Annotated in this window: 28 protein-coding genes; 13 read left to right on the plus strand and 15 right to left on the minus strand. The window is 66.4% G+C overall.

Going from position 1 to position 25,445, the window contains the following annotated elements:
- The first annotated feature begins 1 nt into the window (after nucleotide 1).
- From GA645_RS09320 to GA645_RS09340, 5 genes are read left to right on the plus strand one after another with little or no spacing between them, the layout of a single operon-like run.
- Nucleotides 2-1,975, plus strand: a complete 1,974-nt coding sequence (locus GA645_RS09320; protein WP_152222049.1) for a heme lyase CcmF/NrfE family subunit — start codon at nucleotides 2-4, stop codon at nucleotides 1,973-1,975.
- Nucleotides 1,976-1,977: 2 nt separating this feature from the next.
- Entirely contained in the window at nucleotides 1,978-2,520 is a 543-nt protein-coding gene (dsbE, locus tag GA645_RS09325; RefSeq protein WP_152222051.1) for a thiol:disulfide interchange protein DsbE, read from the plus strand.
- Nucleotides 2,517-2,987: a cytochrome c maturation protein CcmH gene (ccmH, locus tag GA645_RS09330; protein WP_152222053.1), complete on the plus strand. Its 471-nt coding sequence runs from the start codon at nucleotides 2,517-2,519 to the stop codon at nucleotides 2,985-2,987. The genes dsbE and ccmH overlap by 4 nt, the downstream gene beginning before the upstream one ends.
- Complete coding sequence (gene ccmI / locus GA645_RS09335) at nucleotides 2,984-4,195, plus strand: c-type cytochrome biogenesis protein CcmI (protein WP_152222055.1); 1,212 nt, start codon at nucleotides 2,984-2,986, stop codon at nucleotides 4,193-4,195. The genes ccmH and ccmI overlap by 4 nt, the downstream gene beginning before the upstream one ends.
- Before the next feature lie 23 nt (nucleotides 4,196-4,218).
- Nucleotides 4,219-4,629, plus strand: coding sequence for a hypothetical protein (locus GA645_RS09340; protein WP_152222057.1), 411 nt, complete (start codon nucleotides 4,219-4,221; stop codon nucleotides 4,627-4,629).
- A gap of 169 nt (nucleotides 4,630-4,798) precedes the next feature.
- Here GA645_RS09340 and GA645_RS09345 read toward each other — a convergent pair whose 3' ends face one another.
- Complete coding sequence (locus GA645_RS09345) at nucleotides 4,799-6,001, minus strand: GGDEF domain-containing protein (RefSeq protein ID WP_152222059.1); 1,203 nt, start codon at nucleotides 5,999-6,001, stop codon at nucleotides 4,799-4,801.
- A 219-nt stretch (nucleotides 6,002-6,220) separates the two neighbouring features.
- On the opposite strand from GA645_RS09345, the gene GA645_RS09350 reads away from it, so the two are divergent.
- The gene (locus GA645_RS09350) at nucleotides 6,221-6,928 is read left to right on the plus strand and encodes a lipoate--protein ligase family protein (RefSeq protein WP_152222061.1); all 708 of its coding nucleotides are present in this window, start codon (nucleotides 6,221-6,223) and stop codon (nucleotides 6,926-6,928) included.
- A gap of 96 nt (nucleotides 6,929-7,024) precedes the next feature.
- Nucleotides 7,025-8,839, plus strand: coding sequence for a monovalent cation:proton antiporter-2 (CPA2) family protein (locus tag GA645_RS09355; protein WP_152222063.1), 1,815 nt, complete (start codon nucleotides 7,025-7,027; stop codon nucleotides 8,837-8,839).
- 224 nt (nucleotides 8,840-9,063) lie between these two features.
- Here GA645_RS09355 and GA645_RS09360 read toward each other — a convergent pair whose 3' ends face one another.
- The 4 genes from GA645_RS09360 to GA645_RS09375 all read right to left on the minus strand — a co-directional run bounded on the left by GA645_RS09360 (nucleotide 9,064) and on the right by GA645_RS09375 (nucleotide 11,887).
- The gene (locus tag GA645_RS09360; protein ID WP_152222065.1) at nucleotides 9,064-9,297 is read right to left on the minus strand and encodes a hypothetical protein; all 234 of its coding nucleotides are present in this window, start codon (nucleotides 9,295-9,297) and stop codon (nucleotides 9,064-9,066) included.
- Between the two features lie 244 nt (nucleotides 9,298-9,541).
- Nucleotides 9,542-10,228 carry an RNA pseudouridine synthase gene (locus tag GA645_RS09365; RefSeq protein WP_152222067.1) on the minus strand — a complete coding sequence of 229 codons (687 nt, stop codon included), beginning with the start codon at nucleotides 10,226-10,228 and terminating at the stop codon, nucleotides 9,542-9,544.
- 188 nt (nucleotides 10,229-10,416) lie between these two features.
- A complete protein-coding gene (locus GA645_RS09370; protein ID WP_152222069.1) occupies nucleotides 10,417-11,517 on the minus strand; it encodes an AI-2E family transporter in 1,101 nt (366 codons plus the stop codon).
- Between the two features lie 169 nt (nucleotides 11,518-11,686).
- On the minus strand, nucleotides 11,687-11,887 hold the full coding sequence (locus tag GA645_RS09375) for a hypothetical protein (protein ID WP_024765957.1): 201 nt from the start codon (nucleotides 11,885-11,887) through the stop codon (nucleotides 11,687-11,689).
- 152 nt (nucleotides 11,888-12,039) lie between these two features.
- Between GA645_RS09375 and GA645_RS09380 the strand changes: the two genes are divergently transcribed.
- On the plus strand, nucleotides 12,040-13,809 hold the full coding sequence (locus GA645_RS09380; protein ID WP_152222071.1) for an ABC transporter transmembrane domain-containing protein: 1,770 nt from the start codon (nucleotides 12,040-12,042) through the stop codon (nucleotides 13,807-13,809).
- A gap of 214 nt (nucleotides 13,810-14,023) precedes the next feature.
- Entirely contained in the window at nucleotides 14,024-14,860 is an 837-nt protein-coding gene (locus tag GA645_RS09385) for a S1 RNA-binding domain-containing protein (protein ID WP_152222073.1), read from the plus strand.
- Nucleotides 14,861-14,865: 5 nt separating this feature from the next.
- On the opposite strand, the gene GA645_RS09390 is transcribed toward GA645_RS09385, so the two are convergent.
- Nucleotides 14,866-15,279 (minus strand): DUF5064 family protein, encoded by a 414-nt coding sequence (locus GA645_RS09390; protein WP_152222075.1) that lies wholly within the window; start codon nucleotides 15,277-15,279, stop codon nucleotides 14,866-14,868.
- Between the two features lie 200 nt (nucleotides 15,280-15,479).
- On the minus strand, nucleotides 15,480-16,034 hold the full coding sequence (locus GA645_RS09395; RefSeq protein WP_152222078.1) for a magnesium transporter: 555 nt from the start codon (nucleotides 16,032-16,034) through the stop codon (nucleotides 15,480-15,482).
- A 218-nt stretch (nucleotides 16,035-16,252) separates the two neighbouring features.
- On the opposite strand from GA645_RS09395, the gene def reads away from it, so the two are divergent.
- Complete coding sequence (gene def / locus GA645_RS09400) at nucleotides 16,253-16,792, plus strand: peptide deformylase (RefSeq protein WP_152222080.1); 540 nt, start codon at nucleotides 16,253-16,255, stop codon at nucleotides 16,790-16,792.
- Between the two features lie 265 nt (nucleotides 16,793-17,057).
- On the opposite strand, the gene GA645_RS29010 is transcribed toward def, so the two are convergent.
- From GA645_RS29010 to GA645_RS09410, 3 genes are all read right to left on the minus strand, one after another.
- Nucleotides 17,058-17,186, minus strand: coding sequence for a hypothetical protein (locus GA645_RS29010; RefSeq protein ID WP_256676115.1), 129 nt, complete (start codon nucleotides 17,184-17,186; stop codon nucleotides 17,058-17,060).
- Between the two features lie 81 nt (nucleotides 17,187-17,267).
- Complete coding sequence (locus GA645_RS09405; RefSeq protein WP_152222082.1) at nucleotides 17,268-17,456, minus strand: hypothetical protein; 189 nt, start codon at nucleotides 17,454-17,456, stop codon at nucleotides 17,268-17,270.
- Nucleotides 17,457-17,466: 10 nt separating this feature from the next.
- On the minus strand, nucleotides 17,467-17,913 hold the full coding sequence (locus GA645_RS09410; RefSeq protein ID WP_152222084.1) for a hypothetical protein: 447 nt from the start codon (nucleotides 17,911-17,913) through the stop codon (nucleotides 17,467-17,469).
- A gap of 245 nt (nucleotides 17,914-18,158) precedes the next feature.
- Between GA645_RS09410 and GA645_RS09415 the strand changes: the two genes are divergently transcribed.
- Nucleotides 18,159-18,593, plus strand: a complete 435-nt coding sequence (locus GA645_RS09415) for a PGDYG domain-containing protein (RefSeq protein WP_152222086.1) — start codon at nucleotides 18,159-18,161, stop codon at nucleotides 18,591-18,593.
- Nucleotides 18,594-18,766: 173 nt separating this feature from the next.
- Nucleotides 18,767-19,672 carry a YihY/virulence factor BrkB family protein gene (locus tag GA645_RS09420; protein ID WP_152222088.1) on the plus strand — a complete coding sequence of 302 codons (906 nt, stop codon included), beginning with the start codon at nucleotides 18,767-18,769 and terminating at the stop codon, nucleotides 19,670-19,672.
- Here GA645_RS09420 and GA645_RS09425 read toward each other — a convergent pair.
- From GA645_RS09425 to GA645_RS09445, 4 genes are all read right to left on the minus strand, one after another.
- Nucleotides 19,669-20,220, minus strand: coding sequence for a hypothetical protein (locus tag GA645_RS09425; protein WP_152222090.1), 552 nt, complete (start codon nucleotides 20,218-20,220; stop codon nucleotides 19,669-19,671). The two genes, GA645_RS09420 and GA645_RS09425, sit on opposite strands and share 4 nt — an antisense overlap.
- Nucleotides 20,221-20,818: 598 nt before the next feature.
- Complete coding sequence (locus tag GA645_RS09435; RefSeq protein WP_152222094.1) at nucleotides 20,819-21,943, minus strand: PilT/PilU family type 4a pilus ATPase; 1,125 nt, start codon at nucleotides 21,941-21,943, stop codon at nucleotides 20,819-20,821.
- A 365-nt stretch (nucleotides 21,944-22,308) separates the two neighbouring features.
- Entirely contained in the window at nucleotides 22,309-22,590 is a 282-nt protein-coding gene (locus tag GA645_RS09440; protein WP_152222096.1) for a peptidylprolyl isomerase, read from the minus strand.
- A 308-nt stretch (nucleotides 22,591-22,898) separates the two neighbouring features.
- Complete coding sequence (locus GA645_RS09445) at nucleotides 22,899-23,489, minus strand: NAD(P)H-dependent oxidoreductase (RefSeq protein ID WP_152222099.1); 591 nt, start codon at nucleotides 23,487-23,489, stop codon at nucleotides 22,899-22,901.
- Between the two features lie 168 nt (nucleotides 23,490-23,657).
- Between GA645_RS09445 and GA645_RS09450 the strand changes: the two genes are divergently transcribed.
- On the plus strand, nucleotides 23,658-23,957 hold the full coding sequence (locus tag GA645_RS09450; RefSeq protein WP_152222101.1) for a putative quinol monooxygenase: 300 nt from the start codon (nucleotides 23,658-23,660) through the stop codon (nucleotides 23,955-23,957).
- A gap of 7 nt (nucleotides 23,958-23,964) precedes the next feature.
- On the opposite strand, the gene GA645_RS09455 is transcribed toward GA645_RS09450, so the two are convergent.
- Entirely contained in the window at nucleotides 23,965-25,407 is a 1,443-nt protein-coding gene (locus GA645_RS09455) for a diguanylate cyclase (protein ID WP_152222103.1), read from the minus strand.
- Nucleotides 25,408-25,445 lie beyond the last annotated feature (38 nt).

Genomic DNA, 25,445 nt, shown 5'->3' on the forward strand with positions numbered 1-25,445 from the left:
CATGGTTCCCGAACTCGGCCACCTCTCGCTGATCCTGGCGCTGTGCATGGCGCTGGTGATGTCTTTCTTCCCCCTGGTCGGCGCCTGGCGTGGCGATCGCCAGTGGATGAGCCTGGCGCGCCCAGCCGCCTGGGGACAGTTCGCCTTCCTGGCGTTCTCCTTCGGCTGCCTGACCTGGGCCTTCCTCCACGATGATTTCTCGGTGGCCTACGTCGCCAGCAACTCCAACAGCGCGCTGCCCTGGTACTACAAGTTCAGCGCCGTGTGGGGTGCCCACGAAGGCTCGCTGCTGCTCTGGGCGCTGATCCTCGGCGGCTGGACTTTCGCCGTTTCAATCTTCTCCCGCCAGTTGCCGGAAGTGATGCTGGCCCGCGTGCTGGCGGTGATGGGGATGATCAGCACCGGCTTCCTGCTGTTCCTGATCATCACCTCCAACCCCTTCAGCCGCCTGCTGCCGCAGATGCCGGCCGACGGCAACGACCTCAACCCGCTGCTGCAGGACCCCGGCCTGATCATCCACCCGCCGATGCTCTACATGGGCTACGTGGGCTTCTCGGTGGCCTTCGCCTTCGCCATCGCCGCGCTGCTCGGCGGCCGCCTCGACGCGGCCTGGGCGCGCTGGTCGCGGCCCTGGACCCTGGTGGCCTGGACCTTCCTCGGCATCGGCATCGTGCTTGGCTCCTGGTGGGCCTACTACGAGCTCGGCTGGGGCGGCTGGTGGTTCTGGGACCCGGTGGAAAACGCCTCCTTCATGCCCTGGCTGGTCGGCACCGCGCTGATCCACTCGCTGGCGGTCACCGAGAAACGCGGCGTCTTCAAGAGCTGGACCGTGCTGCTGGCCATCGCGGCCTTCTCGCTGAGCCTGCTGGGCACCTTCCTGGTCCGTTCCGGCGTGCTGACCTCGGTACATGCCTTCGCCTCCGACCCTGAGCGCGGCGTGTTCATCCTCGCCTTCCTGCTGCTGGTGGTCGGTGGTTCGCTGACCCTGTTCGCCCTGCGCGCGCCGGTGGTCAAGAGCCAGGTCGGTTTTGCCCTGTGGTCCCGCGAGACCCTGCTGCTGCTCAATAACCTTGTGCTGGTGGTGACCGCCTCGATGATCCTGCTCGGCACCCTCTACCCGCTGGTGCTCGACGCCATCAGCGGCGCCAAGCTGTCGGTCGGCCCGCCGTACTTCAACGCGCTGTTCGTGCCGCTGATGAGCATCGTGATGCTGGCCCTGGCAATCGGCGTGCTGGTGCGCTGGAAGGACACCCCGACCCGCTGGCTGCGCGGCATGCTGACGCCGGTGCTGATCGGTACCCTGGTGCTGGGCGCGCTGGGCAGCTTCCTCTACGGCGAGCTGCACTGGGAAGTGCTGGGCGTGTTCCTGCTGGCCGCCTGGGTAGTGCTGGCTGGTGTGCGCGACTTCTTCGACAAGGTTCGCCACAAGGGCGTGATTGCCGGTGCCGCGGGCCTGAACCGCAGCTACTGGGGCATGCAGCTGGCGCACCTGGGGATCGCCGTCTGCGCCATCGGCGTGGTGCTCACCAGCCAGTTCAGCGCCCAGCGCGACCTGCGCATGGCGCCGGGCGAGTCGGTGGAGCTGGCCGGCTATCAGTTCCGCTTCGAGGGCACCCACCACGTCGAAGGCCCGAACTTCACCTCCGACAAAGGCACCATCCGCGTGATCCACGATGGTTCCGAAGTCACCGTGCTGCATCCGGAGAAGCGCCTGTACCGCGTGCAGAATTCGATGATGACCGAGGCCGGCATCCACGGCAGCCTGACCCGCGACCTCTACGTCGCCCTGGGTGAGCCGCTGGACAACGGCGCCTGGGCGGTGCGGGTGCACATCAAGCCGTTCGTGCGCTTCATCTGGCTGGGCGGCCTGCTGATGGCCCTGGGCGGCGTGCTGGCGGCGCTCGATCGCCGTTACCGCCTGAAAGTCAAAATGCGTGTACGCGAGGCCCTGGGCCTCGTCGGACAGGGAGCCTGAGTGTGAAGCGTGCAATTCTGCTGTTGCCCCTGGCGATCTTCCTGGTCGTCGCGGTATTCCTCTTCCGTGGCCTGTGGCTGGACCCCAGCGAACTGCCGTCGGCGCTGATCGGCAAGCCGTTCCCGGCGTTCTCCCTGCCCAGCGTCACCGAGCCGGGCAAGACCTACACCGAGGCTGACCTCAAGGGTAAGCCGGCGCTGGTCAACGTCTGGGGCACCTGGTGCCCGACCTGCCGCTTCGAGCACCCGGTGCTGACCGACCTCGCCGCCAAGGGCGTGGTGATCTACGGCATCAACTACAAGGACGATGCCGTCGCCGCGCAGAAGTGGCTGAACGAGCTGCACAACCCCTACCTGCTGAACATCGCCGATGCCACCGGCACCCTGGGCGTGGACCTGGGCGTGTACGGCGCGCCGGAGACCTACATCATCGATAAGGACGGCATCATCCGGCACAAGCTGGTCGGCGCCGTCGACGAGAAGGTCTGGCGCGAACAGCTGGCGCCGATCTACCAGGGGCTGGTGGACGAGGCGAAGGGCAAATGAAGCGTTATCTCGCCATTGCGGCCCTGGGCCTGGCGCTCACCGGCGTTGCCCGTGCGGCCATCGATACCTACGAGTTCGCAAGCGACGCCGAGCGCGAGCGCTTCCGCGACCTGACCACCGAGCTGCGCTGCCCCAAGTGTCAGAACCAGGACATCGCCGACTCCAACGCGCCGATTGCCGCCGACCTGCGCAAGCAGATCTACGCACAGCTGCAGCAGGGCAAGAGCAACCAGCAGATCGTCGACTACATGGTCGACCGCTACGGCGATTTCGTGCGCTACAAGCCCGCAGTCAACGAGCGAACCTGGCTGCTCTGGTTCGGCCCCGCGGCCTTCCTGCTGCTGGGCGTGGGCGTGATCGGCGTCATCGTCGCCCGCCGCCGTCGCCCGGCTGCCGCGACTTCCACCACGCTGTCCGCCGAGGAGCAGGCGCGTCTCGACCAATTGCTGGATAACCAAGACAAATGATCGACTTCTGGCTCGCCGCTGGCCTGCTGTTGCTGGTGGCCCTGGCATTCCTGCTGATCCCTCTGCTGCGTGGCCGTCGCGCCCAGGCCGAGGAAGACCGCACCGCTCTCAACGTCGCCCTGTATCAGGAGCGCCTGGCTGAACTGACCGCTCAGCGTGATGCTGGCACCCTTGACGACGCCCAGCTGGAAGCCGGTCGCGCCGAGGCCGCCCGCGAGCTGCTGGCCGATACCGAAGGCGCCGCCGAGGACCGTCGTTCCCGTCTCGGCCGTGCTGCGCCGCTGCTGGTGGCGCTGGTCCTGCCGTTCCTCGCCCTCGGCCTGTACCTGCACTGGGGCGCCAGCGACAAGGTGGCCCTGGCCCGCGAGTTCGCCACTGCGCCGCACTCCATGGAAGAAATGACCGCCCGCCTGGAGCGCGCGGTGAAGGCGCAGCCGGACTCCGCCGAAGGCTGGTACTTCCTCGGTCGCACCTACATGACCCAGAACCGCGGTGCCGATGCCGCCAAGGCCTTCGAGCAGGCCGCGCGCCTCTCCGGCCGCCAGCCGGAAGTCCTCGGACAGTGGGCCCAGGCGCTGTATTTCTCCGGCAACAAGTCGCTGAGCCCGGAAGTCCGCGCCCTGGCGGACGAAGCGCTGAAGAAGGACCCGCAGGAAGTCACGACCCTCGGCCTGCTCGGCATCGCCGCCTTCGAGGACGAGAAGTATGCCGACGCGGTCAACTACTGGGGCCGCCTGGTCGCCGTGTTGCCGCAGGACGACCCGTCCCGCCAGGCCATCGCCAGTGGCATCGAGCGTGCCCGCCAGCGCATGATCGAGAAGGGCGAGACCCCGCCGGAAGCGCCTGCCGCCGCGGCTACCGCCGGTGTGACCCTGACGGTGAAGGTGGACCTCTCCGCCGCCGTGAAGGGCCAGGTCAAGCCGGATGACAGCGTGTTCGTCTTCGCCCGTGCCGTGAGCGGCCCGCCGATGCCCCTGGCGGTGAAGCGCCTGAAGGTCTCCGATCTGCCCAGCGAAGTGGCGCTCAGCGACGCCGATGCGATGATGCCGCAGCTCAAGCTCTCTGCCTTCCCGCAGGTGCAACTGGTGGCGCGGATTTCCCGTGCTGGCAATGCGACTGCCGGGGAATGGATCGGACGCACTGAACCGTTGTCTACTGCCCAGGCTGGCGAGCAGGCAGTGACCATCGACAGCCCGGACCAGCGCTGAAACGAATAGGAGAGGGTAGGGTGATGAAGGTTAGATTGCTGGCGCTGAGCGCCTTGCTGGTACTGGGTGGCTGCGTGGTGCAACCGCAGCAGCCGGAGCAGCCCTCGGGGCCCGCGACGGCTCCGACGCAGCCGGGCGCCACCAAGCCGCCGGTCAAGTCGTCGTCCTCGCCGATCACCCCGCAGCCGAGCAAGCAGCAGTCCACCTCCAAGCATCCGCCCCAGTTCGCCCCGCCGCCCGGCGGCAATGGCCGCTGGGATGGCAGCCTGGGCGTCTACGTGATGCAGGGGCAGAAGGACACCTATTACCGCCAGCGCACCTACTACCACTGGGATAACGGCTGGTACTGGAGCGTCGGCCCGCAGGGGCCCTGGACCCAGACCGACAGCACCGGCGTGCCGCCGGGGCTGACGCGCAAGTACAGCGCGCCGTAACCGGCCTTCGTCGCTGCAGGACGGCATTCTGCCGATGTTGCAGCGTGGCCTGAAACAATGATCGCGGGCATGGCCCGCTCCTACAGGTTGAGCCCAGCGCGGCTCTTGTAGGAGCGGGCCATGCCCGCGATGCATTTGCTCCTCGCAGGGCGGAGCGTCCGCTCCGTCGTCAATCGTAGGTTCCCGCCGGCGCCCCCACCTCGATCAGCTCCACCCGATTGCGCCCGCTGGACTTGGCGCGGTACAGCGCCTTGTCCGCCGCCGCGTAGAGCAGCTCGTAGGTGCCGGGTACGCCGGCCTCCAGGCTGGCGATGCCGAAGCTGGCGGTAAGGTAGAGCAGTCCGTCCTTCATCGGCAGCGGGGTTTCCTCCAGCAGCTTGCGGACCTTTTCGGCGATGCTGCGTGCCTGCGCCTGGCCGGTGTCGGGCAACAGCAGCAGGAATTCTTCCCCACCCAGCCGCGCCACGCTGTCGCCGCTGCGCGTGTAGTTGCGCAGCAGGCTGGCGGTGTGGCGGATCACATCGTCGCCCTGCGGGTGGCCGTAGCGGTCGTTGATGAATTTGAAATGATCCAGGTCCACCATGAGCAGGCTGACCGGCGCCGGTTGGCGGGACACCCGGGCCAGCTCCATGGTCACCAGCTGGTCGAACTGCCGGCGATTGAACAGCCCGGTCAAGGGATCATGGCCGGCGAGGTACTCCAATTGGCGGTTCTTTTCCTCCAGCTCCAGCCGCTGCTGACGGAGGAACTCGCGCTGGCGCAGGTTGCGTATGTGCCCATGCCAGAGGATCAGCGACAGGATCAGGCCGATGCCACAGATGGTCAGTCCGCCCATCTGGTTGGACAGGCGCAGTTCCGGCGTTGGCTGGGCCCACATCATCGTCAGCTCGAAGAGACCGAGGGCGACGATGTAGAGCGTGATGGCATGGCGCGGGCGCATCAGGATGATCAGGGCGGCGCCCACCGAGCCCATCAGGAACGGCGTGATGCTGCTGGTGACCTGCTGGTCCGCACCGGTGATGGCGATGCCGAAGCCGAGCAGGATGGCGCTGGCCACGGCGCACAGGAAATTCATGAACCACAGTGGCGCCTCGCGCTGGGGGCGCAGGGCGAACCAGGCGAGCAGGCCCAGGCCGCTGAACAGTATCGCGATGGTGGCGTGGATGCGGATGATATCCAGGCGCCAGCCGTCGTGCTCAGGGCTTGAGCCCTGCAGGTTGAGCCAGAACACCAGGATGTGGATGAGATCGAAGACCACGGCGAGCGTCGCGGCGAAATACAGCCGCCGCAGGTTTTCACGGGCAACCGGAAGCGCCAGCGCGTCATTGACCGCAATGGAATGTTGCAGGCGCTGGAGCCAAGTCCTGGCCACGATTGCTGCTCCTCCCTAGCCCGTCCGGGCAGTTGGAGCATAGACAGCAGTGATGGCACTGTCGCGGCATGGGGAAAAGAAGTGTTCAAGTTGTGAGCAGTAGCCCACTGAGGCTACCTTCGAGAAATCGCTATGGCCGGCAACTATCCGTCTCTGATCATTGTCGGATTCGCCTGTCGCGGGCATAGTCCGCCCCCCTGGATGCTGAAGGAATCGGTCATGAACAGAGTGCGACGCTTGCCGGTGGAAGATGGGCTGGATGCCGAGCGGGCCCTGCTGGACGAAGCCTTCAGCGGCGGCCGGGACAGCGGGCTGCTGTTCTGGCGCCCGCTCCAGCAGGCCCTGGTGATGCCGCGCCGGCTCAGTCGGCTGGACGGTTTCAGCGCGGCGGAGCAGGTTTGCGCCGGGCAGGGCTGGCCCATCGCGCTGCGCGATACCGGTGGCGAGCCGGTGCCGCAGTCGCCCGCCGTGCTCAACGTCGCCCTGGTCTACGCGATTCCGACCACCGACAACGAACAGACGCGCATCGAAACCGCCTACCAGCGCCTCTGCCAGCCGCTCTGCGACTGGCTCGCCGGGCTCGGCCTGGACCCCGGTCTGGGCGAAGTGGAGGGCGCCTTCTGCGACGGTCGCTACAACGTCAACCTGACGGGGCGAAAGCTGGTCGGCACTGCCCAGCGCTGGCGCCGCCGCCCCAGTGATGGCCGCTACGTGGTGCTGGCCCACGGCGCGATCCTGATGGAAAACCAGCGTGAGCCGATGGTCGAGGTGGTGAATGCCTTCTACCAGCATTGCGGGTTGGAGGCGCGTTGTCGTGCCACCAGTCACGTGGCGCTGGACGAGCGTCACGCCCAGCCGTGGGAGCAGGTCGAGGCGCTGGCCGCACAGTTCCAGCGCTACCTGCTGGCCGAGGGCGTGGCCCTCTAGACTTGATTCGACCGTAATTGGATTTGCAAGAGAACTGATTTGAACGACCTGGGTGGATCTTCGCTTCGCCCCAACCCTTCCAAGGAGTCTTGATACATGGAACATGGGACGAATTACCTGCAGTCGGCAGTGGTGTTCCTGCTCGCGGCTGTCTTCATGGTGCCGCTGGCCAAGCGCATGCAGCTGGGGGCCGTGCTTGGCTACCTGCTGGCCGGCGTGTTCATCGGTCCCTCGCTGCTGGGCCTGATCGACAACCCTGAAAGCGTCGCCAGCCTGTCCGAACTGGGCGTGGTACTGCTGCTGTTCATCATCGGCCTGGAGCTTTCGCCCAAGCGCCTGTGGGTGATGCGCAAGCAGGTGTTCGGCGTGGGCCTGGCCCAGGTGCTGCTCACCGCGCTGGCGCTCGGCAGCCTCGGCGTGCTGGCTTTCGACCTGCCGGTGAATGCCGCGGTAGTAATCGGTGGCGGTCTGGCACTGTCGTCCACCGCGTTCGGCCTGCAGATCCTCGCTGAGCGCAAGGAGCTGACCAGCCCCTACGGCCGCCTGGCGTTCGCCATCCTGCTGTTCCAGGACATCGCCGCCATCCCACTGATCGCCATGATCCCGCTGCTGGGCGCGCGCGCCGATTCGGCGGCGGCCGGCGGCGACCTCGCCCATGTCATGGAAGTGGTCGGCAGCATCGCCGTGGTGGTGATCGGCGGGCGCTTCCTGCTGCGCCCGGTGTTCCGCTCGGTGGCACGCACCGGCCAGGCCGACCTGTCCACCGCCACCGCGCTGCTGGTGGTGGTGGGCACCGCCTGGCTGATGGAAGAGGCCGGGGTCTCCATGGGGCTGGGCGCCTTCCTCGCCGGCCTGCTGCTGGCCGACTCGGAGTACCGACACGAGCTGGAAGCGCAGATCGAACCCTTCAAGGGCCTGCTGCTCGGGCTGTTCTTCATCAGCGTGGGCATGAGTGCCGACCTCGGCCTGCTCAAGAGCGAGCCGCTGCAGGTGATCGGCCTGACCCTGCTGCTGGTGGGCATCAAGCTGCCGCTGCTGTTCGTCATCGGTCGCCTGGCCGGTGGGCTGGACAAGGTCTCCGCGATACGTCTGGGCGTGTTGCTGGGCGCCGGCGGTGAGTTCGCCTTCGTGGTGTTCAAGCTGGCGAAGGCCCAGGGCCTGATGGACGGCCACCTGCATTCGCTGCTGGTGCTGTGCATCACCCTGTCGATGGCGATGACCCCGCTGCTGGTTCTGGCCCTGGCGCGCAGCATCAAGCCCAAGCCGGCCGCGCTGCGCGAGCCGCCGGCGGAGTACCGCCAGCTGCCCGACGACGCGCCGCGCGTGGTGATCGCCGGCATGGGCCGGATGGGCCAGGTGGTCGCCCGTATCATGCGCGCCCAGGGCGTACCCTTCGTGGCGCTGGATACCTCGGTGGACACCATCGAGCTGACCCGCAGCTACGGCAACATCCCGATCTTCTACGGCGACCCGCTGCGCCCGGAAATCCTCCGTGCCGCGCAAGTGGAGAAGGCCGAGTTCTTCGTGGTCGCCACCGACGATCCGCAGACCAACATCGAAACCGCGCGGCTGGTGCACAAGCTCTATCCGCACATCAAGGTCATTGGCCGGGCGCGCAACCGCCAGCACGTCTACCACCTGCTGGACGCCGACGCGACGCCGGTACGCGAGACCTTCCATTCCAGCCTGGAGATGAGCCGGCTGTTGCTCACCGGCCTTGGGCTGAACGAGGAGCAGGTGGCCGCGCGCATCCGTCGCTTCAAGCGTCACGACGAAGCGGTGCTGATGGCCCAATACCGCGTCTACGACGACGAGAAGGCGGTGATCCAGACTGCCCGCGAGGCGCGCAAGGAACTGGAGACCCTGTTCGAGGCCGACCACCTGGAAGACCAGGGCATCGGTCACCACTGAGGCGCTGTTCCGCGCATCGGCGGTTTCCGGGTGGTGGGTGTTGTCCCTGCGTGCATGTCGCGGCGGAGGATTCAGCCGCGTGGGTGGGGGAGTCGCAACGCTTCGTGGCGGATATGAATGTCGGGGGGAAACCCTGATAGCCAACGGCGGCCAGCAGGACAGAACCTTCGAGTGCGGGCTGGGCGCCGCGTTGGGGCGCTACCGGCCAAGCCTCGAAGGCTGACTCAGGCGGCTTCCGCCAGCACGGGCTTGAGTTCGGCGACCACGGCGCGCGGCTTGCGGACGATCGGCCGGCGACGTTCGGGAATGGTGATCGGCTGGCCCGGCGAGCGCAGGGTCAGCACGGCAATGACGCTGAGCAGCACGACGGTAGCCAGGACCACGCTGGCCAGGGCGACGTAGAGCAGCAGTTCCACCAGGGAGCCAACCAGCAGCAGGAAGTCCAGTACGATTTGCATGATCCAATCCTCGTTCGAACCGTGGGCGAGTGTCGCGGGTTTCTGGTTCGCCCCTGCGGCCTGGAAGGGGCCGGCGAAACGGGTTCCTGCGAGCTGATGGGTCGAAGATGCCGCGTGGGCGCGGCCATGAGAACTGAAAGAGCCTGCTGTTCACTATCGATGCCATCGATAGCGGCGCGAAGCGGCGTGCCAGAGCGGCTCCCGGCGTTGCGCGGGGAGCCTTGGACCTTGGTCGGATTGCCCCTTAGAAGCGCTCGCCCGGTTGCAGGTAGCGCCAATGGCCGACCGGCAACTTGGCCATGGCCACGCCGCCCAGGCGGATGCGGCGAATCGCCTCGACACGCAACCCGGCTTCCCGGCACAGCTTGCCGATCAGCCCCGGACGCACCTGCTTGCCGGCGATGCGCAGGCGGTTCTCGCTCTGCCAGCTGGCCTTCAATGGCAGGCCCTGGGCCAGCTGTTTCAGGCCGTGGGCGTCCAGTTCGCCGCTGACCTCGATCACGTACTCATGCTCGACACGTGCGGCATCGTCCACCAGCTTGCGGATGACGCCGAAGTTCTGGGTGAACACCAGCAGGCCGCTGGCGCCGTCTTCCAGCGGAGTGGTCGGGCGTTGCTGGCGGAAATGCTTGCGCAGCAGGCGTTGCACGGTGGGGTCTTCGCTCCAGCGCTGGTCCGCCCGCAGCAGCGCCACGGCGTCCTCGACGCTGTAGCCGGCGGGCTTGTGCAGCAGCAGGGTGACCGGCGGCAAGGGCTCGGGTACGGCACCAGGCAGCAGCTCGATGCGCTGGCTGTCGACCTTGAGTTGCGGCTCTTCCACCGTCACGCCATCTACCGTCACCCAGCCGCCCTCGATGTACAGCTCGGCTTCGCGGCGCGAGCAGGACAGCAGCTCGGTGAGGCGCTTGGACAGGCGGATGGGTTCGGACATGACGGAAGACCGGGGCAGGAAAGGGGGCACCATTGTAACCGCAAGCAGCCGGAATGATCCGTATCCCCGCCGCTCAGGCCTGAAAACGGATGGGGAGCCATGCGATGCGGATAGCCCACCCTGGTCGACGGGCTTTGCATCAGAAAGAGACCGAGGCGCCCGTGGCCTCGGCCACGGGCGAGGGGGCTTCAGGGGGATGGAGTGGCGGGCGGCTCCACCGGGGTTTCGCGCTCGCGCACCCACGACATGAACAGCTCGTAGCCCAGGGCCAGGACCACCGGGCCGACGAACAGGCCGATGATGCCATTGCTGAGCATGCCGCCCAGGGCGCCGAACAGGATCACCGCCATCGGCACCTTGCTGCCACGACCGAACAGCAGCGGCTTGAGCACGTTGTCGCTGAGGCCGCCGATTACGGTCCAGATGGTGAACAGGATGCTCACCAGCAGCGAGTCGCCGGTCATGAAAACATAGACGATCGCCGGCAGGGTGATCAGCACGACCGGCAGCTGGGTGATACCGAGCAGCAGTACGCCCAGGGACAGCAGGCCGGCGCCGGGGATGCCCATGACGATGAAGCCCAGGCCGAGGATCATCGTCTGGATGAACGCCACGCCCACCACGCCCTGGGCCACCGCGCGGATGGTCCCGGTGCACAGCTCGGCCAGCCCCGGACCGCGTTCCGGGCCGGAGATGCGAATGGCGATATCGCAGGCGGTGGTGCTGCCCAGCTTGCCGTAGGCCATGATGATGCCGGCGATGACGAAGGCGGCGAGGAACTGCATCAGACCCATGCCGACGCCCGCCGCCTGGCCGGCGATCTTCTTCGCCACGCCTTGCAGGTGCGGGGCCAGTTGTTGCGCAACGCCCATGAAGTCGGTGGCGACGCGTTGCCAGAACGGATAGACGTACTGCCCGATCAGCGGCCATTTCTGCACCGAGTCCGGTGGCAGCGGAACATGCAGGGTGCGGTTCTGGATCGCCTGCACCAGGTCGCGCACGGACTCGGCCATGGACAGGCCGATCACCACCACCGGCACCAGCAGGATCACCAGGCCCAGCAGCACGATCAGCGTTGCCGCGCTGTTCGGCCGTTCGCCGAGGGCGCGGCTGAACATCTGGTGCAGCGGGTAGAGGGTGATGGCGAGGATCACCGACCACAGCATGAGATCGAGGAAGGGGTGGAAGATCCGGAAGCAGAAGAGGGCCAGCAGCAGTATCAGGCCGGCGCGGATGAGCACGTCGAGCAGATTGCGGGACAGCAGCTTTTCCGGGGGCGGGGGCAACATCGAGAGCTCCTTGCAACGGTGACCGGGGCGGCCAAGTCCTGACTATTGGCGGACTCTGCCCGAGAGCAAGGCGTGGAAGCAATAAAAGATGCGGGGGAATTACGCGGGGCTGTGCGGAAGTGCAAAACGGGCAGCCCGCCGGAGGCCGGCGGGCTTGCCGAAAAGGGGGTTACTTCTTGCCGAGGCTGATGTGGCGGCTCGGTGCGCCGTAGTTCTGACCGGTGACACCCTTGGCGATCTGCTGGATCTCGCCACCGGAGTTCAGGAAGGCGGCAATCTGGGCTTCCAGAGCTTCGCTGGTAGCGGTCGCTGCGGGAGCTTTGGGGGCGGCCTTCTGGCGGGTGGAGGGCTTGGTGGTCATATCTGCCATACCTGTCTGCGCAAATTGGCCGGCCATTGTACACGAAATGAGCATCCTTCGGGGCGGTAATGGCATGAATGGTTCTACGCCGCGCCCGTCGTCGCCTGCGCGCGGTCCACGGTGCTACGCTCGTGGGCCCTGATGCGCGCATCGAGTCGTCCATGCCCCTGCTGTCGTCCCGCCAGCGCAATGCCCTGCGCCTGGCCCGTTCGTTCCTCGCTCCGTATCGCTGGCGCGCCCTGGGGGCGCTGGTCGCCCTGCTGTTCACCGCGGGGATCACCCTGTCGCTGGGGCAGGGCATCCGCATGCTGGTTGACCAGGGCTTCGTCACCCAGTCCGAGCCGCTGCTCAACCGCGCCATCGGGATCTTCTTCGTGCTGGTGGCCGGGCTCGCGGTGGGCACCTTCGTGCGCTTCTACCTGGTGTCGTGGATCGGCGAGCGCTTCGTCGCCGACATCCGCCGACGGGTGTTCGACCACCTGATCGAGCTGCATCCGGGCTTCTACGAGAACAACCGCGCCTCGGAAATCCAGTCGCGCCTCACCGCCGACACCACGCTGCTGCAGACGGTGATCGGCTCGTCGCTGTCGATGGCGTTGCGCAACACGCTGATGCTGATCGGCGGCGTGGCGCTGATGTTCATCACCAACGCCAAGCTGACCAGCATCGTGGTCGCCTCGCTGCCGCTGGTGATCGCGCCGATCCTGTTGTTCGGTCGCCGTGTCCGCAGCCTGTCGCGGTTGAGCCAGGACCGCGTTGCCGATGTCGGCAGCTATGTCGGCGAGACCCTCGGGCAGATCAAGACGGTGCAGGCCTACAACCACCAGGCGCAGGATCGCCAGCGCTTCGGCGCCACCGTCGAGCAGGCCTTCGATACTGCGCGCCGGCGCATCATGCAGCGCTCCTGGCTGGTCAGCGTGGTGATCCTGCTGGTGCTCGGGGCGGTGGGTGTGATGCTCTGGGTCGGAGGTATGGATGTGATTGCCGGCCGGATCACCGCCGGCGAGCTGGCGGCCTTCGTGTTCTACAGCCTGCTCGTCGGCATGGCCTTCGGCACCCTGAGCGAGGTGATCGGCGAGTTGCAGCGTGCCGCCGGCGCCGCCGAGCGCATCGCCGAGCTGCTGCGGGCGCGCAGTGACATCCACACCCCGGCCAGCGGCCTGCTGCATCTGCCGCAGCGGGTTGGCGGCAGCCTCTCGCTGGAAGGGGTGCGATTCGCCTATCCCTCGCGCCTGCAGCAATGGGCCATCGATGGCATTGACCTGCGGGTCGAGGCGGGGGAAACCCTGGCCCTGGTCGGGCCCTCCGGCGCCGGCAAGTCCACGTTGTTCGACCTGCTGTTGCGCTTCTATGACCCGCAGGAAGGGCGCATCCGCATCGACGGCCAGCCCATCGCCCAGCTCGACCCCGCTGACCTGCGCCGCAGCTTTGCCCTGGTATCGCAGAATCCGGCGCTGTTCTTCGGCAGCGTGGAGGAGAACATCCGCTATGGACGGCCCGGCGCCACCGACGCCGAAGTCGAGGCTGCCGCCCGCGCCGCCCATGCCCACGAATTCATCCTGCGCCTGCCGCAGGGCTATCAGACTCACCTGGGCGAGAGCGGCCAGGGGCTTTCCGGCGGCCAGCGCCAGCGCCTGGCGATCGCCCGTGCGCTGCTGGTGGATGCACCGATCCTGCTGCTGGACGAAGCCACCAGCGCCCTCGACGCGGAGAGCGAGCACCTGATCCAGCAGGCTCTGCCGGGGCTGATGAGCGGCCGCACCACCCTGGTGATCGCGCACCGGCTGGCTACGGTGCTGAATGCCGACCGCATCGCGGTGATCGATCATGGCCGGCTGGTAGCACTGGGGCGGCATGCCGAACTGGTGACCAGCAGTCCGCTGTATGCGCGCCTGGCCGAGCTACAGTTCGGGCAGGCGGAGAACCTGTAGGGCGTATAACCGTTCGCATCGTTGGCGCCCTGGCCAGGATCGGAGTGTCCTAGGTGCGGGCAGGCACAGGATGCCTTGTAGGAGCGGGCCATGCCCGCGAATCGCGCGCATGGCGCGCTCCTACAAGTTCAGGCCCGGCGTAATCCAGTAACCGGCGGCAGCCAATGTGCACCAATGCGCGTAGAATGCTCGCCCCGTTCACGAGGTAAGCGTCATGGCAGTCATAGGTCGGTTCAATTCGTTGCAGGTGGCCAAGCACACCGATTTCGGTCTCTACCTGGATGGCGAGAGCCACGGCGAAATCCTGCTGCCCAAGCGTTATGTGCCGAAGAACGAACCCACCGAAGTGGGCGACTGGCTCAACGTGTTCATCTACCTGGACAGCGAAGACCGCCTGATCGCCACCACCCAGAAACCCAAGGTGCAGGTCGGTGGCTTCGCCAGCCTCAAGGTGGTCGAAGTCAACCGCGTCGGCCTGTTCCTCGACTGGGGCCTGCCCAAGGACCTGCTGCTGCCGCACTCGGAAGAGAAGCGCCCGCTGCAGGTCGGCGACTACTGCGTGGTCTACGTCTACCTCGACGAGCGCACCCGCCGCATCACCGCCACCGCGCGCCTGGATCGCTACCTGGACAACACCCCGGCCAACTACAAGGCTGGCCAGCAGGTGGATCTGCTGGTGGTGGAGCGCACCGACCTTGGCTACAAGGCCATCATCGACGGCAAACACTGGGGCCTGATCCACAAGAACGAAGTCTTCAAGTTCATGCGCAACGGCCTGCGCGAGACCGGCTACATCAAGGAAATGCGCGCCGACGGCAAGATCAGCCTGAGCCTGCAACCGGCCGGCGCCGGCCTTTCCGATGCGCTCAGCGAGCAGATTCTCCAGGCCCTGCGCGAAGCCGGCGGCCGGCTGGCGCTGAGTGACAAGAGCCCGCCGGATCTAATCGCGCAGCAGTTCGGTGTCAGCAAGGGCAACTTCAAGAAGGCTATCGGCGGCCTGTACAAGCAGGGCCTGATCACCATCCTCGACGACGGCATCGAGCTGGTCTGAACCGCTCAGCCGCGCCCGCGCACGATGGATTCGGCAACCGCGCAACGCGGTTGCACCGGCGCCAGTGAGGCCATGCGCTGCAGGTCCACCGGCTTGCCGGGTTCTGCCCTGAGCTGGCGGCGCAGGTCGTCGAAGACCTGATCGTGCTCCTTGCGAAAGCGCACCACCGGCCCTGGGCACAGGCGCAGGCCGTGGCGGCGCAGCAGGCGGGTGGCGCTGCTGGCGAAGTTGAAGGCGATGTCGCCGGGCAGTTCGAAGCGCTCATCGAACGGCTGGCCATCGATCTCGCCAGTCAGTTGGAATCTGACCCGCGCATCGCGGCTGGCCGGGTTCTCCACCTGGTAGTTCAGGCGGATGAGGTACTGCTGTCGGTCGATGCCCTGGCTGGAGTGAATGATGACCTGGGCAGGCTGGCTCATGGGGACCTCCTTGAGAATGCCGGCGTCGCGGGCCGCTGCGAACGCCACGGCCGGGATTGACGCTCGAAACCGGGTTTGCAAACCCAGTTTCGAGCCTGGCGGCTCTCATCGGTCTGATGTGCATCAAGGAGGGGGAGTTTCCAGCCGCAGGTTGCCGCTCCGCGACGCATGAGCTGCGCGGAACGAGAGGCACCGCTACGTCACATCATGTGGCGGAAGCGGTTCCAGGCCTGTTCGACGGACAGCAGCCAGTTCGGCGTCGCCGCGCCGAATCCGGCGATTTCCAGGCGCGGGTGATGACGCACTACCATGTCCAGCAGCGGCTCCTGCTCGGGCTTCACGTCGACGAAGAACACATGCCGGCCGGAATGCAGGCTGGGTTCGAAGCGGCGTACGTCACCGCTGGGACGTTGCAGGCCGACGAAGCTGCCTTCCCACAGGCTGAAGCCCATCAGCACCGCGGCGAGGAACAGCACCGGAATCCAGCCGGCGGCGGTTTGCGTCCAACCGCTGAAGTAGCCCACCAGCAGTACCAGAACCGCCAGCGAGGCGCCGATCAGCAGGCCGATCTTGCCCCAGTGCACGACATCCTTCTTCATCACCGAGGGCACTTCATGCAACCGATGCTCGTCCAGTGCGGCATCCTGGTCGCTCAGCACGTGCATCTGCTCCATGCTGATGCCGCTTTCCTGCAATTCGTGTTCGACCTTGTCCAGATCGTCCAGGTTGTCACTGATGTAGTAATGCCTGTTCATGACGAACCTCCGACCCCCGGCCATACCCCCTTGGGTTTGACTTCGATTTGCCGGGGTTTGCCGGCAAATCGCCGCCATTTGATGAATTTCGTCAGATTTGAGTCTAGCACCGGCAGGAGGGCCTCCACGGGGCGGGAGCCCAATGGTCGCATGGCTTGCGCGCTGCCCCTACATGGCCGAGGATGCCGCTTTCCAGACAGTCCGGGGGCGAGAGCGAGATGATCCGCGAGATTCTCAAGATGGGTGACGAACGCCTGCTGCGCGTGGCGCCGCCGGTGCCGGCGTCGATGTTCGGCAGCGCCGAGTTGCAGGCGCTGATCGACGACATGTTCGAGACCATGCATCAAGTCGGCGGCGTTGGCCTTGCCGCTCCGCAGATCGGTGTCGACCTGCAGCTGGTGATCTTCGGTTTCGAGCGCAGCGAGCGCTACCCGGATGCCCCGGCGGTGCCGCCGACCATCCTCCTCAACCCGGTGATCACGCCGCTCGGAGAGGAACTGGAGGAGGGCTGGGAGGGCTGCCTGTCGGTGCCCGGCCTGCGCGGCGCGGTGAATCGCTACCGGTCCATCCGCTACCAGGGTGTCGACCCGCAGGGGCAACCCATCGACCGCAGCGTCGAGGGCTTTCACGCCCGCGTGGTGCAGCACGAGTGCGATCACCTGATCGGCCGGCTGTATCCGTCGCGGATCACTGATTTCAGCAAGTTCGGATTTACCGAGGTGCTGTTCCCGGGGCTCGATCCGGAGGCGGATGACTGAGACCGGCCTGCGGGATTGTGATCGGGCAGGAGCAGGTTCGGCGTGGGGCGATTCCGCAGGGGACAACGGTTCGCGGGAGCGCCATTGGGCGCTTTTGGCAGGCATGGCCCGCTCCTACAGGAACCTGCCGAATCGCTCCGTAGGAGCAGGCCATGCCCACGACCCGCCGGATGCCAGCGTTGCCAGGAGGCACCTGGGTTACGGGACTGAATTCGATAAGCGGATAGCCTCTCCCAAGGCTACCCGCGTGATGAGGGATGGACCCTCAGGACGGTTGCTGCGGGGTGCCCAGCAGCGTCTTGCCGGATTTCTTCTGCCGCTTGGCCATGCGCTTTTCGTGCGCGGTTTTCAGCGGCTTCTTCTTGCTTTGCTTCTTCGCGTCGAGACCTTTCATGGCTTGTCCTCCGACGGGACGCCCTCGATCCGAGAGCGGACAGCTACAGCATAGCCCTCGGACGCCGCGCCGCTTCGCCGTTCAGCCGGTGGCGAGGCGTTCCAGCTCGCGGCGCACCATCGCGGCGTAGTGGGGCGGCGTCAGGCGGTACAGCTCGGTGGCCACCCAGGGCAGCCAGCGCGCGCCCATGGCTTCGCGCTCGGCCAGCAGGCGCCGGGCTTCGGCCTCGGCGCGCTGGGCGTGTTCCTGGTGATAGTCGGCACGGCTCATGGGGCGGGGTTCAGCTCTTGGCGCAATCCAGGGTCTGCGGGTCGATGGTGATGCTGGCCAGCGGCTTGCCGTCGCTGCCGGTGTATTCGTGGGTGACGCTCAGGTGGTGTTCGCGGAAGCGCTGCAGCAGCTCGGTCTGCTGGCAGGTTGTGCTCTCCAGTTGCGATCTCAGGCCGTTCTCGAACTTGGCGCGGGCCCCCAGATCCATCCGGTCCAGACGCAGGCTGGAAATCCCGTAGCGGTAATACAGGATCTTCTTCACCGGGTCGAGCTGCACGCTGTTCAGGGTGGTGACCTTGTCCACCTGGTGCGGCAGGTTGGTGCGGGTGACCTGGTCGAAGTACTCCACCGAGTCCTTGAGGAACTTGGCTTCCTCGGCGGTATCGTCGGCCTGTACGGCAAGGCTGCTCAGCAGCAGGAGGGGCAAGGCGAGGCGGGGCATCAGGCGGATCGGCATGCGGTTGTCCTGTACGGCGATAGGAATATGACGCGAAAGCGCCAGGGAGTTTATAGGCCATGGCGCGGCGTTCCGCCCGGCGCAGGCGCGCCTTATGTGCCCAGGGCGCCGAATGCCAGGCGTCGCACCGTGGGGCCGCTCGCGGCGCGTTTCTTTTCCGGTTAATCTTGCGCACCGCATGCGGTGGGCGCTGGCCCGGTTTTCATCCTCCCCCCTTTTCTGGAAGCAGGCTCGCTGCCATTGCCATGATCGAACTCACTCACCTCGACCTCTCCACCGATTCCGCCGCGCAACGCGTGGTCAAGGACGAAACCGTCACCGTCGAATTCGCCGCAGCGCCGGGCGAGTTGATGAGCCTCGAAGGGCCGAACCGCTACGCACCCGGTGATGCGATCATCAGCGGCGCGACCGGGGAGCGCTGGGTCGTCTCCCGCGAGCGCTTCGATCCGAAGTACCTGCCTGCCGATGCAGCGCTCGCCCACGGCGAGCCAGGTGCCTATCGCAACCGCCCGAGCGTGGTGCTCGCAAGGCGCATGGACGAGCCGTTCACCCTCCTGCGTTCGGCGGGCGGCGACCGTCTCAACGGCGAGGCCGGCGACTGGGTCATGCAGTACGCGCCCGGCGACTACGGTGTGGTGAAGGCGGCGCGTTTCGCCAAGGTCTATCGACTGGCCGACTGAGCCGTTCCCCACGCACCTTACGCACGTCCTTCTGGCACTGGAGAGCGCCCAGCGGCTATGGTCTGTCCTGGCGGCGCTCTGCGCCGCGCTTTTCATTGCAACTTTTCCCGCGCCGCGCAGGTCCACCCTGCAGACGTCGGTCGGCGGGGCGGCCAGCAGAAGGACGGAGCGGGATGCGATTCATGGACATGCGGGGGCTGGGCCTTGGGCCCTGGAAACTGATCAGCCTGACGGTGAAGGAGTTTCTCGAGGACGAGATGCCCACCTATGCCGCCGCGCTGGCCTACCAGGGGCTGTTCTCGCTGTTTCCCTTCCTGCTGTTCCTTATCGCCCTGCTGGGCTTCCTGCACCTGCCGGAGTTCTTCGACTGGCTGCGCGGGCAGGCTGACTACGTGCTGCCGGCGCAGGCGCTGGAACAGGTCAATCCGGTCATCGACCAGCTGCAACAGCGCCAGGGCGGCCTGCTGTCGATCGGTATCATCGTTGCGCTGTGGTCGTCCTCGGCGGCGGTGCGCTCGCTGATGACCGCGCTGAACGCCGCCTATGACGTGCGCGAAGCGCGCCCGGCGTGGAAGCGCATCCCGCTGTCGGTGCTCTACACCTTCGGCATCGTCGGCATGCTGCTGGTCATCGCCACGCTGATGATTCTCGGCCCGCAGGTCATGGGCTGGATTGCCGCGCGGGTGGGGCTGGAGGACTACGTGGTGCTCCTCTGGAGCGTGCTGCGCTGGCCGGTCATCGTCCTGCTGATGATGATGGCCGTGGCGGTGATCTACTACGTCACCCCCAACGTGAAGCAGAGGTTCCGCTTCATTACCCCCGGCTCGGTGCTCGCGGTGGTGCTGTGGATCTCCGCGTCCCTGGGTTTTGGCTTCTACGTGAAGAACTTCGCCGACTACAACGCCATGTACGGCAGCGTCGGCGCCATCATCGTCCTGCTGCTGTACTTCTACATTTCCGCGGCGGTGTTGCTGCTGGGGGCGGAGCTCAACGCCGTGATCGAGCACCATCTGCCCCACGGCAGGAACCCCGGCGAGCGGAGCTTCGAGCAGGCCGCTGCGCTACCGGACGAGAGCTAGCGGCGGACCTGCTGGCTGGCGAGCACGGGCGGCGGGGCCAGCAGGTTGTCGACCAGCGCCAGGGACTGCTCGAACGAGGGGTAGCCGCTGCGGGCAACGTCCAGGCCGGTGTAGGCCCGCTGGTAGCGCAGGGCCTTGCCCGGATTGGCCTTGTCCACCAGATAGGGTTCGGACCAGACCTTGTACAGCAGCGCCACGGCATAGGGCTGGCCCGCGTCGGCGGCATGCTCCAGCAGTGGCAGCACCTGGTCCACCTGTTGGCCTTCCTTGATCTTCAACAGCGCCTTGTAAAAGCTCACCTCGCCGCGCCGATCAAAGGGCTGGGCGCGATCGAGCAGGGCACCGGCCAGCTCGTAGTTGTCCAGGTCGCCGGAGGCGATCAGCATCCTGGCCTGCAGCATGTCGTTCTGGTAGAGCAGCCGTTCGGCGTGGCAGCGCTGGCCGCTCATGCGCGCCTCGCAAGGTGCGGTGGCGGAGCTGGAACAGCCGGCCAGCAGCAACGAAAGGCTCAGAACGGCCGACAGATAAGGCGGTTGAGGCTTGCCCATATGAATCCCCCAGAAGCGAATGGCAGAGATCGACCGGTCTGTGTGTGCCGCCGGTTCCATCTATTGGCCAACAGCATAGTCGCTGCCTCCTCACCGGGTGTCGAAACCGGGGACGCGTCGTGGGGAATTCAAGCTGCGCGGGCTGGCGTGCAGATGGCGGCTGGAAGGGTAGTGCAGGCTCGCTTCCTGGGGCGGTCCGTGCGACGGCCGCTGCGCCTGATGACGGCCGAGAGCGTGGACCTGGATGAGTTGCTCCAGGCACTGTGAGGAATACACGCTTTCGTAGGAGCAACTGTCTTCTGGGCTATTCGCTGCGCTCACCCTTTGGGCCGCACTGAAGTGCGTTCAGCGCAAGCGCTGTCCCGCGTTCGCGGGAGTGACGGTATCGTGCATCGCCCCCTGCACACGTCATCCCCGCGAACGCGGGACGCGGCTCCATCGCGAACAGCGCTAGCGCTGACCCGAAGGGGGTATCACCCAGAAAAATGTAAGCGGACCTTGTCCGCGAAAGCCTCACCCGGACGCTACGGCGTCAGGCGAATCGCGGACGGAGTCCGCTCCTGCGAATGGCTCAGGCCGGGGCTGAATTCGGCGCGCCCTACGCCCCGAACACCGATCCCATGCTGTCGTCGTCCATCCCGCGTTCCAGCTTGATCTTCAGCGCCAGGTCCGTGCGCGAGTCGGCGAACTTGAGGGCGTCGGCGACACTGATGCGGCCTTCCTCCAGCAGCTTGTAGAGGCTCTGGTCGAAGCTCTGCATGCCGCTTTCCAGGGCGCGCTCCACCGCACCCTTGAGCTCCGGCAGTTCGTCACGCTGGATGATGCCGCGAATGTGCGATGTGCCCAGCATCAGCTCCACCGCGACCGCGCGGTGCTGGCGCGTGCCGGGGACCAGGCGCTGGCCGATCAGTGCGAGCAGGTTCTGCGACAGGTCGGCAAGCACTTGCGGGCGGGCTTCATCGGGGAAGAACCGGGTGATGCGCTCGATGGCGTGGCGGCAGCTGGTGCCGTGCAGGGTGGCGACGCACAGGTGGCCGGTCTCGGCGTAGTGCAATGCGTTCTGCATGGTCGGCGCATCGCGGATTTCGCCGAGCATGATCACGTCCGGCGCCTCGCGCAGCACGTTGCGCAGGGCATCAGCGTAGCTGTGGGTATCCAGGCCGACCTCGCGCTGGTCGATGATCGACTTCTGGTGCGAATGGAGGAACTCGATCGGGTCTTCGATGCAGACGATGTGCCCGGAACGGTGGCGGTTGCGGAAGTCCAGCATGCTCGCCAGGGTGGTGGACTTGCCCGAGCCGGCCGCGCCGATCACCAGGATCAGCCCGCGATCCTGCATCGCCAGCTTGTCGAGGATCGGCGGCAGGCCGAGGGTCGCCACGTCCGGGATCACCTGCTTGATCAGCCGCACCACCATCGCCACTTCGCCACGCTGGAAGTAGATGTTGACGCGGAAGCGACCGAGCTCTGGCACGCTGATCGCCAGGTTCATCTCCAGGTCGCGCTCGAACTCCGTCACCTGCTCGGGCGTCATCAGCTGCCACGCCAGGGTTTTCACCTCGCCATTGGCCAGCGCGCGCTCGCCCACCGGCCGGCTGTGCCCTTCGATCTTGATGTGCGGCGGAGCGCCGACGCTGAAGAACATGTCGGAGCCGGCGTACTGCGGCAGTTGGGCCAGATAGGTGAAGACATCGGGCAGGTCGGTGGCGCTGGCAGTGCTCATGGGAACGTCCTTGGTTCGGTGGTGGACCCGTGCAGGAAGGGCGCATCTGTATTCAGACTAGCCGGGATGCAGGTTGTAGGGCGAGAGCGTAGGAAGGGTACGAGGCTCGCGCCTTGACGCACCGCAGGAGTGATGCCGGAAGGTACTCGCTGGAGTGCGGGCGGGTGAACTGGTCGACAGGCTCGATCGCTAGCGTCCGGTCCAGAGCGTTGCGGGGGCTGCTTCGAAGCCAATGTGCCCGTCGTGCGAAGGGTGCGGTGAGCGCCTGAGGTTGTGGGGCGATTCAGGTGGGGCGGGGGGCACGGACGGGCCGCTGGGAGGGGAGGCGCCGCGCCCATCGACGGGCACGGCGCGGGCGGAGCGGATCAGTCTTCGCGGCTGGTCACTTCAACCAGGTGGTAGCCGAACTGGGTCTTCACCGGACCCTGGACGACGTTCAGCGGGGCGCTGAACACGACCTGGTCGAATTCGCGGACCATCTGGCCCGGACGGAAGCTGCCCAGGTCGCCGCCGCTGCGGCCGGACGGGCAGGTGGAGTTGTCGCGGGCCACCTGGGCGAAATCGGCGCCGCCTTCGATGGCAGCTTTGAGTTCATTGCACTTGGCTTCGCTGGAAACCAGGATGTGACGGGCGGATGCACGGGCCATGGGATAACTCCTGAACAGGCAGTAGGAAAGGGCGAAGCCTAGCTGATTCGCGGCTGGAACCCAATGCCGGGTGCCCCGTGGTGCGGCTGAGTTGTTCGCGCAGGGGCGGGCCTTGTCCGCGGCTTGCCCAATTCCGGCGCTGCCGGGGATTCCTTTCGCGGCCATGGCCCGCTCCTACAGGTATACGAACGGCAGGTTGTCACGGGGGAATGGGCTTTTGTAGAAGCGGGCCATGCCCGCGATCAGCCCGGCACCGGAGCCGCCGGAAAATCCAATCGCGGATGCAGTCCGCTCCTGCGGGAAGACCATCACGCCTCGACGCCGAACACCTCGGCCAGGTGCCGCTGGTAACGCGCCACATCACCCTCGATGTCCGGACGCTTCATCACATCCACGCACAGGAAGGTCGGCAGCGGGCTCATGCCCAGGAACTGGTTGGCCTTGTGGAAGGGGAAATACACCGCGTCCACGCCCTTGCCCTCGAAGAAGTCAGTCGGGTCGTCGAAGGCCTGCTGCGGCGCGTTCCAGGTGGCCGAGATCATGTACTGCTTGCCTTGCACCAGGCCGCCGCTGCCGTACTTCTGCGAGGCATCGGAGCGGGTGCGGCCGTCGTTGGCGTAAAGGCTGCCGTGGCCGGCGGTGAACACCTCGTCGATGTACTGCTTTACCGTCCAGGGCGCGCCCATCCACCAGCCGGGCATCTGGTAGATCACCACGTCGGCCCAGAGCATCTTCTGCACTTCCTCGGCAACGTCGTAGCCACCGTCCACGAAAGTCTCCTTCACGTCGCAGCCGGCGCGGTCGAGGTACGCGATGGCGGCCTCGTGCAGGGTTGCGTTGTAACGGCCGTCGGAATGGGCGAACTGCTTGCCGCCATTGATCAGCAGGATCTTTTTCATGGGTGGGCTCTCGAAGTGACAGATTCAGAACGGCGGCAGGATATCGACTCGGTCGCGCGGGAATAACCTGTTTCCAGACAAATGATACGTGCGTGATACTCACGAATGTCGCCAATTGATTTGCGTGAGGATAGGGCAATCTTTCCCGCCTCCCCGGAGCCCACACCCATGTACGCCTTCATCCTCCAGGCCCATACCCGTCAGGAAAAGTCCGACGCCTTCGAGAGCCTGTTCCGTGCCTATCTCGCACCGAGCCGGGCCGAGGGTGGCTGCGTCCAGTACCACATGCTGCGTGATGCCAGCGATCCGACCCTGTTCACTTTCTTCGAGGTCTGGCAGAGCCGCGAGCACCTGGCCGTGCACACGGCGCTGCCGCACATGCGCGAATTCTACGAGCAGCGCATGGACTACCTGCTTCGTGATTTCGACATCCAGGAAGTCGAGGTGATGGAGCCGCTGGCGCGCTGATCCGCGCTCACGCCACCACCTTGTTGCGTCCCCCCGCCTTGGCCTTGTAGAGGTTCGCGTCGGCCGCCGCGATCAGCGCTTCGATGCTGTCCGCTGGGGTCTCCGAGGTGCTCGCCACGCCGACGCTGACGGTGACCACGCCGCGCTCGCCCTTGGCGTGGGGCAGGGCGGTTTCCTCCACGGCGCGGCGGATCGATTCGGCCACACGCTCGGCTGCCGCGCTGTCGCAGCCGGGGAGGATGACCACGAACTCTTCACCGCCGTAGCGGGCCGCGCCGTCGTCCGCGCGGCGGCAGCCCTGGCGGACCAGAAGCGCCACGTTGATCAGCGCCAGGTCGCCGCTTGGGTGGCCGTAATGGTCGTTGTAGGCCTTGAACTGGTCGATATCGAGCATCAATACCGCCAGCTCGCCGTCGCCGCTGCGGCGACGCTCCCATTCGAGCGCCGCCTTCTTGTCGAACCAGCGTCGGTTGCGCAGGCCGGTCAACGGATCGGTGTCGGCTTCGGTGCGCAGGCGGTTCTCCTTGGTCTTGCGGCGGCGCAGATGGCGGCTCAGGCGGAAGGCGAAGAACAGGGTCGTGCCGTTGATGGCCAGCAACAGGCCGCTGGTGATCCAGGTGCGGCCGGTCCAGGTGTGGAAGATCGCGTCCCGGCACAGCTCCACCGACGCCACCGCCGGATACGCACCGATGCGCCGATAGCCGCGCCAGTAAGCGTCCGAGCCGCTGTTCTGGCGCTGGATGGACTCCGCCTGGCCGCTTGCGACGAAGCGCAGGAATGCCTGCTGCTCATCGTCGCTGGAGCGCTGCGGGGTTTCGGGCCACTGTGCCAGCAGCGTGCCGTCGAGCAGCCGGATCGACACCACCCCGCGCTTGCCCAGGTCGAGCCCGCGAATGAAGGACTGCATGTACTGCAACTCCTTGATCGCCGCCGCCACGCCGAGGAAGCGCCCATGGTCGTCGCGTACCGCGCGGCTCAGTGCGGTGCTGGGGGATGAGTTCGGGTAGGACGGCATGAACGGATGGCTCAGGAGCAGGCCCGTCGGATTGTCCCGTGGCGCCTGGAAGTACTCGCGCCCGGACAGATCGCCGCTGGATTCACCGGCGTGGTTCAGCTCCGCCAACAGATGCCCCTCGGCATCGGTCAGCACCAGCGTGCCCGACTGCGCCACGCCGGCGGAATGGCCCTCCACCAGCTCCTGCAGCACCTGCTGCGTGAGCTGCGGTGTTGCCGGGCCGGTGATCACATTGGCCAGTGTCTGCAGGGTCTGCGCGTGCACGTCCAGGTCGCGGTGGAACTCGCGCTCCACCAGCAGCAGGGTGTTGCGGCCGCTGGCGTTGGCGTAGGCCAGCGCATCCTGCTTCATCTCCAGCATGTGCCAGCCGGCCAGCAGCGTCGCACCGATGGCCAGGAGAAAGGTGAAGCCGAATACGCGGGCCGGACTGAACACCGGACCACCTCCCACTGCCGTGCGGAAAGTTCAGATTG

Source organism: Pseudomonas sp. SCB32 (assembly GCF_009189165.1).
Lineage (GTDB): Bacteria > Pseudomonadota > Gammaproteobacteria > Pseudomonadales > Pseudomonadaceae > Pseudomonas.

Coding starts and splice junctions, on each gene's coding strand:
- GA645_RS09320 (WP_152222049.1), top strand. CDS start 2: ATGGTTCCCGAACTCGGCCACCTCTCGCTGATCCTGGCGCTGTGCATG.
- ccmH (WP_152222053.1), top strand. CDS start 2,517: ATGAAGCGTTATCTCGCCATTGCGGCCCTGGGCCTGGCGCTCACCGGC.
- ccmI (WP_152222055.1), top strand. CDS start 2,984: ATGATCGACTTCTGGCTCGCCGCTGGCCTGCTGTTGCTGGTGGCCCTG.
- GA645_RS09340 (WP_152222057.1), top strand. CDS start 4,219: ATGAAGGTTAGATTGCTGGCGCTGAGCGCCTTGCTGGTACTGGGTGGC.
- GA645_RS09350 (WP_152222061.1), top strand. CDS start 6,221: ATGAACAGAGTGCGACGCTTGCCGGTGGAAGATGGGCTGGATGCCGAG.
- GA645_RS09355 (WP_152222063.1), top strand. CDS start 7,025: ATGGAACATGGGACGAATTACCTGCAGTCGGCAGTGGTGTTCCTGCTC.
- GA645_RS09360 (WP_152222065.1), bottom strand. CDS start 9,297: ATGCAAATCGTACTGGACTTCCTGCTGCTGGTTGGCTCCCTGGTGGAA.
- GA645_RS09365 (WP_152222067.1), bottom strand. CDS start 10,228: ATGTCCGAACCCATCCGCCTGTCCAAGCGCCTCACCGAGCTGCTGTCC.
- GA645_RS09370 (WP_152222069.1), bottom strand. CDS start 11,517: ATGTTGCCCCCGCCCCCGGAAAAGCTGCTGTCCCGCAATCTGCTCGAC.
- GA645_RS09375 (WP_024765957.1), bottom strand. CDS start 11,887: ATGGCAGATATGACCACCAAGCCCTCCACCCGCCAGAAGGCCGCCCCC.
- GA645_RS09380 (WP_152222071.1), top strand. CDS start 12,040: ATGCCCCTGCTGTCGTCCCGCCAGCGCAATGCCCTGCGCCTGGCCCGT.
- GA645_RS09385 (WP_152222073.1), top strand. CDS start 14,024: ATGGCAGTCATAGGTCGGTTCAATTCGTTGCAGGTGGCCAAGCACACC.
- GA645_RS09390 (WP_152222075.1), bottom strand. CDS start 15,279: ATGAGCCAGCCTGCCCAGGTCATCATTCACTCCAGCCAGGGCATCGAC.
- GA645_RS09395 (WP_152222078.1), bottom strand. CDS start 16,034: ATGAACAGGCATTACTACATCAGTGACAACCTGGACGATCTGGACAAG.
- def (WP_152222080.1), top strand. CDS start 16,253: ATGATCCGCGAGATTCTCAAGATGGGTGACGAACGCCTGCTGCGCGTG.
- GA645_RS29010 (WP_256676115.1), bottom strand. CDS start 17,186: ATGAAAGGTCTCGACGCGAAGAAGCAAAGCAAGAAGAAGCCGCTGAAA.
- GA645_RS09405 (WP_152222082.1), bottom strand. CDS start 17,456: ATGAGCCGTGCCGACTATCACCAGGAACACGCCCAGCGCGCCGAGGCC.
- GA645_RS09410 (WP_152222084.1), bottom strand. CDS start 17,913: ATGCCGATCCGCCTGATGCCCCGCCTCGCCTTGCCCCTCCTGCTGCTG.
- GA645_RS09415 (WP_152222086.1), top strand. CDS start 18,159: ATGATCGAACTCACTCACCTCGACCTCTCCACCGATTCCGCCGCGCAA.
- GA645_RS09420 (WP_152222088.1), top strand. CDS start 18,767: ATGCGATTCATGGACATGCGGGGGCTGGGCCTTGGGCCCTGGAAACTG.
- GA645_RS09425 (WP_152222090.1), bottom strand. CDS start 20,220: ATGGGCAAGCCTCAACCGCCTTATCTGTCGGCCGTTCTGAGCCTTTCG.
- GA645_RS09435 (WP_152222094.1), bottom strand. CDS start 21,943: ATGAGCACTGCCAGCGCCACCGACCTGCCCGATGTCTTCACCTATCTG.
- GA645_RS09440 (WP_152222096.1), bottom strand. CDS start 22,590: ATGGCCCGTGCATCCGCCCGTCACATCCTGGTTTCCAGCGAAGCCAAG.
- GA645_RS09445 (WP_152222099.1), bottom strand. CDS start 23,489: ATGAAAAAGATCCTGCTGATCAATGGCGGCAAGCAGTTCGCCCATTCC.
- GA645_RS09450 (WP_152222101.1), top strand. CDS start 23,658: ATGTACGCCTTCATCCTCCAGGCCCATACCCGTCAGGAAAAGTCCGAC.